The sequence below is a fragment of the Solidesulfovibrio sp. C21 genome (genome assembly GCF_047785625.1).
In the GTDB taxonomy this organism is placed as follows: domain Bacteria; phylum Desulfobacterota; class Desulfovibrionia; order Desulfovibrionales; family Desulfovibrionaceae; genus Solidesulfovibrio.
Map to the genome: position 1 here is coordinate 1 of NZ_JBLODY010000138.1, position 4,715 is coordinate 4,715.

The following is a 4,715-nucleotide window of genomic DNA, read 5'->3' on the forward strand; positions in this document are numbered from 1 at the left end:
CACAAGCATGGCCGCGACCAGCAGCAGGGCCGTGGCAAACGCGGAGGAAGGATAAAGATGGCGAAGCAGTGCGAGAGGGGAACCCTTTTTCCAAAAAGGGTCCCCCTCTCGCGCTCTCCCCTCCCAAAAACTTCTAACGGTTACAGCTGGTATGGCGACAATATATTGTAATCGTTAAAAATCTTTGGAAAGGGGGTCCGGGGGGAGAACCTTTCTGCAAGAAAGGTTTCCCCCCGGCAACTTCTTAACCCCTCTTTACAAATTTTGCCGTACCCAGGTCACGATATCGGCCGCGCCGCGCGCGCCGGAGGTGCGGGCTTTTTCCTGGCCGCCGACGAACAGGGTCATGGTGGGCACGCCCTGAATGTGCATGCGGTCGGCGATGGCCAGTTCCTGCTGGGTGTCGCATTTGGCCAGGATCACCCGGGGATGGAGCATGGCCGCCGCCTGGTCGAAGGCCGGGGCCATGGCCCGGCAGGGTGCGCACCAGGGGGCCCAGAAGTCGACCAGCACGGGCAGGTCGCTTTTGGAAAGGAACGTATCGAAACTGCCGCCGGTCAGGGTGACGGGGTGCGGTTCGAGGATGGGGGCGCGGCATTTGCCGCACACGGGCCCGCTGTCCAAACGGCCGGTCAGGACGCGGTTGACGGCGAGGCACTTGGGACACACGGCGTGGATGGCATCGGGCATGGCAACCTCCAAGGGGAAATCTAACGGGCCATTATCCTTTAAGTCCTTCTGCCGCCGTGTCCAGGTCAGGCCGGGGTTTTGGGCCTTTCCTCGTCGCTCATGGCGAAATCCACCCGGATTTTGAAGAGCCGGTCGGCCGGCAGGTTGAGGATGGAGATGCCCGTTTCGGCGGTGATGGCGGCCAGGGCTTCGGCGATATGCTCGCGCGAGGGGCCGATCATGGTGAACCAGACATTGAGCGCGTGCTGGCGCAGGTAGTTGTGGGTGACGCCGGGATGGGCGTTGACGGCTTTGATGAAGGCGTCGAGCTTTTCCGGCGGGGCCGAGGCGGCGCACAGGGTCGAGCAAAAGCCGATCTTGGCCGACTGGAAGTTGGCCCCGATGCGGCGGATGATGCCTTTGCCCTTAAGGGCCCGCACCCGGGCCAGGGCTTCGGCCTCGGTCAGCCCGACCGCCTCGCCGATGGCGGCGTAGGGCCGGGAGGCGATGGGGAAGCCGGTCTGGATGATGTCGAGAATGCGTTTGTCCGTGGCGTCCATGGTACCCGTTACTTCTGTGTTTGGGGCGTCGCGTCGCGCTCCACCCTGTTGCGTCCGGAGTTTTTGGCCCGGTACAGCGCCTTGTCGGCCCGGCCCAGGGCGCGTTCGGGGTCCTCGCCGGGGGCGCGTTCGGCCACGCCGAAACTGGCCGTGACCCGGCCGGCGGTGGCGAAATTCTTGTCCGCGACGGCCTGCCGCAGCCGTTCGGCCAGTTCCGCCGTCGCCTCGAGCCCCACGCCCGGGGCCACGACGACGAACTCCTCGCCGCCGAAGCGCGCCAGCCGGTCCACCTGGCGTAGCGTGGCCCGCAACCGGCCGGCCAACTCCACGAGCACTGTGTCGCCCGCTTCGTGGCCATGGGTGTCGTTTATGGCCTTGAAGTGGTCGATGTCCAGCAGCACCAGGGACAGCGGCGCGCCGTAGCGATCGGCCCGGGCCGCCTCGTCGGCAAGCACCTCGGCCAGTTTGCGGCGGTTGATCGCCCTGGTCAGGGGATCGAGGTTGGCCAGGTCCAAAAGCTCCCGCCGCTCCAGTTCCAGTTCCGTCACGTCGGTGAGGGTCAAAAGCCGGCGATCATGGCCCGGCAGCGGCGTCACGGCGGCCTGGAAGACATGGGCCGGCTGACCCGGTCGGTCGGGATGGGCAAGGCGCAGCCGGTGTTCCCGGTCGAGGGGGTCCTCCTCCAGCCGGCGCATCCAGGCGGCAAGGCCCCCTTGCGGCGGGGCGTCGGCCAGGAAACGCTCCAGGGAAAGGCCCCGGGCGGAAAATTCGTGAAAGGATTGCAGCCCCATGAAGCGCAGCAAGGCCCGGTTGCAAAAGACGAGCTTGGCCGCGCCGAGTATGGCCATGGGCTGGGGCGCGTCGTCGAGCAGGTGGCGGGTCAGGTCCCAGGCTTCCTCGGCCAGGCGTTTGGCGGCGATCTCCTCCAGGGCTTCGTCGAGGGCCGCGCCCAGGGACAGGGGATCGAAGGGCCGAATCGCCAGACGCACTCCCGGCAGGGACACGGTGGTCAAAAGGGCCAGGATGTCCTCGGGCGCGCCGGTGAGAAAAAAAGGCAGCCTCGCATCGCCCCGGCGCAGGGCCATGGCCAGGGAAGACGCCCCGCCGGGCAGCCGTGCGGCAACAAGGGCCATGGCCAGGGGGTTGCCGGCGTGCACGTCCAGGGCTTGTTCAAGGTTTTCCGCCGTATGCACGGCCTCGAAGCGGGAAGCGAGCAGGTCCGTCAACACTTCCCGCGCGACCGCGTCTCCCTCGGCCAGCAGCACCGCGCCTCTCCGGCCGTGCTCAGCGCCCGTTTGTTCCGCCATCGCCGCTCCTTTTGCCGGTACGATAAAGGCGATCGTGCCTCTTGTCATCGTCGCCCGAATGGGTATCGTTTCATAACGCTGGTCCTGACAAGGAGGCGGCCATGAAACGGCATATCGTGTGGTCGATTTTGGCGCTGGCCCTGGCCTTGCCGATGGCGGCGAACACGGCGGCGGCCCAACCCCGGCCCGGGGGACCCGGACCGGCACTGCGGCCCGGTCCGATCGGCGTTCCCGGCCCTGTCGTGCGTCCCGGTCCCGCCCTTCGTCCCGGTCCCATCCCCGGACCGGGGGTTGCCGTGCGGCCGGGCCCCTGGCCCGGCCCGGCAGTGCGTCCGGGTCCCGGACCCGGGCCCGGTCCGGGCTGGCCGGTGGCGGTCTATCCGGGCTACCCTGGCTACCCCTATTACCCCGGCTACCCGTATTATCCGTACTATCCAGGTTATCCGGGCTACCCCGGGGTCTATCCCGGCCCCGGCGTCGTGATCGGCTTCCCCTGGCCGGCTCCCGGGCCCTGGCGAGGTCCCGGGCCGTATCCGGGTGTTCGGGGACCCGTTCCCGGACCCTGGCGTGGTCCCGGGCCCGGGGTCGGTCCCGGCCCGGTCGGGCGTCCGGGTCCCAGGCGTTGACGCCGTGCCTCGGCAACGAGGCGACAACCGGGGCGCGGTCGTAGTCTGGCCGACGCCCCGCCAACCTTTTTTTGCCTGAGGAGCCTTTTTATGCAGCGTGTCGTTCTGGTCGCGGCCATGGTCCTGTTGCTCGCCGGATGCGGCGGCGCGGCCTCCAAGATGGAGCTCGCCGGCGAACCGACGGTCTATGCCAAGGTGCTCAAGGAGCCCGATCCCCTGCTTATGGGCTGCTACCTGCGCTCGCGCCCGTCGGAATACCACCGCCCCAACAGCTACCAGTATTGCCTCGTGAAAAAGGGCGGCAAGTACGCCGTCTATTACGATTGGCGCGACGGCAAGACCCTGGAGGAGCACAAGGGCTGGATGCCGTTTACGATCAACGGCGACCGTCTGGTCAGCGACACCGAGCCGAGCACCTATCTCGTCAAGGACGGCAGCGTCTGGCACAACTACGGCGGCCGCACCAAGCTGCACAAGATGATCCGGCAGTAGGCGGCCTTTTTCGGGGCACTTCCACGAAAGAGGCACTCACTTTTGAAGGCAACATCCTGGGATGCTTCTATTTTAAGAGACGTGACATTCGTGGCCTGGCGCAATAGGCTTTTTGCCAAGCCCGGGTGGTTCTGGTACTATTTGGTAACGGCGGTTTCCGGCAACGCGCGGCGACGAAGCCGTGTTTTTCCCGGATCGGCGGAGTTGGTCGGACGTTTCGAGGAGGCAGGCGCGCCGGAAGCGAGGTCCGGGACGGGGCTTGGCGTCGCCAACGTGGCCATGTGGGACAACGAGACCGCCAGGCGTTACGATGCCTGGTTCACCACCCCGACGGGGGAGTTCGCCCTCAAGCGGGAAATGCGGCTGCTCGAGCGTATGACGGCCGGCTGGCCCCGTCGCGGCCAGCGTCTGCTCGAGGTGGGCTGCGGCACGGGTATTTTTCTCGACGTCCTGCACAGCGCCGGCTTCGACGTGACCGGCCTCGACGCGGCCCCGGCCATGCTGGAGGCGGCCCGCAGGCGCCTGGGCGCCAAGGCGGATCTGCATCTCGGCGACGCCGCCCACCTGCCTTTTGACGACAAGGAGTTCGATTTCTGCGTGCTGTTGACCGTGCTGGAATTTTGCCCCGACCCGGGCGCGGTCCTGGCCGAGGCCGGGCGGGTGGCCAAAAAGGCCATCCTAGTCGGCTACCTCAATCGGTGTTCCCTATACGGCCTGTCCATGCGTTTTTTCGGCGGGCATCGCCGGGGGCCGCTGCATGAAGTCCGCTGGTTTTCGCCTTGCGCCATGGGGCGGCTCGTGCGCGCGAACCTTGGCCGGCGCTGCCTGCGCACGGCCTCGGTCCTGCCCGGCCCGAAGTGCACCTGGCGCGAGAAAGCGCCCTGGCGACAGCTCAACACCCCGCTTCTGCCCCTGCCGGTCGGCGCGTTTTGCGCCTGCGAGATCAGCCTCGCCAACACCCCCGCTATGACCCCGCTCCCGGCGTTCAAGGCGAAGACGTGCATGGGGTAGAGGTGAAGAGCCGGGGGGAAACTTTTCTGTAGAAAAGTTTCCCCCCGGAC

At 66.9% G+C, this 4,715-nt stretch carries 6 protein-coding genes; 3 read left to right on the forward strand and 3 right to left on the reverse strand.

Features of this window, described 5'->3' with window-relative positions; translation table 11 throughout:
- Positions 1-255: 255 nt before the first annotated feature.
- From ACMZ6R_RS20055 to ACMZ6R_RS20065, 3 genes are all read right to left on the reverse strand, one after another.
- Entirely contained in the window at positions 256-690 is a 435-nt protein-coding gene (locus tag ACMZ6R_RS20055; RefSeq protein WP_416114723.1) for a thioredoxin family protein, read from the reverse strand.
- A 65-nt stretch (positions 691-755) separates the two neighbouring features.
- Positions 756-1,229, reverse strand: a complete 474-nt coding sequence (locus ACMZ6R_RS20060; protein ID WP_416114724.1) for an AsnC family transcriptional regulator — start codon at positions 1,227-1,229, stop codon at positions 756-758.
- 8 nt (positions 1,230-1,237) lie between these two features.
- Positions 1,238-2,536, reverse strand: coding sequence for a GGDEF domain-containing protein (locus ACMZ6R_RS20065; protein WP_416114725.1), 1,299 nt, complete (start codon positions 2,534-2,536; stop codon positions 1,238-1,240).
- Between the two features lie 101 nt (positions 2,537-2,637).
- On the opposite strand from ACMZ6R_RS20065, the gene ACMZ6R_RS20070 reads away from it, so the two are divergent.
- The 3 genes from ACMZ6R_RS20070 (at position 2,638) to ACMZ6R_RS20080 (ending at position 4,665) form a co-directional block, all read left to right on the forward strand.
- Entirely contained in the window at positions 2,638-3,162 is a 525-nt protein-coding gene (locus tag ACMZ6R_RS20070) for a hypothetical protein (protein WP_416114726.1), read from the forward strand.
- Between the two features lie 90 nt (positions 3,163-3,252).
- Positions 3,253-3,654, forward strand: coding sequence for a hypothetical protein (locus ACMZ6R_RS20075; RefSeq protein ID WP_416114727.1), 402 nt, complete (start codon positions 3,253-3,255; stop codon positions 3,652-3,654).
- A 279-nt stretch (positions 3,655-3,933) separates the two neighbouring features.
- Positions 3,934-4,665 carry a class I SAM-dependent methyltransferase gene (locus tag ACMZ6R_RS20080; RefSeq protein ID WP_416114728.1) on the forward strand — a complete coding sequence of 244 codons (732 nt, stop codon included), beginning with the start codon at positions 3,934-3,936 and terminating at the stop codon, positions 4,663-4,665.
- Positions 4,666-4,715: the final 50 nt, after the last annotated feature.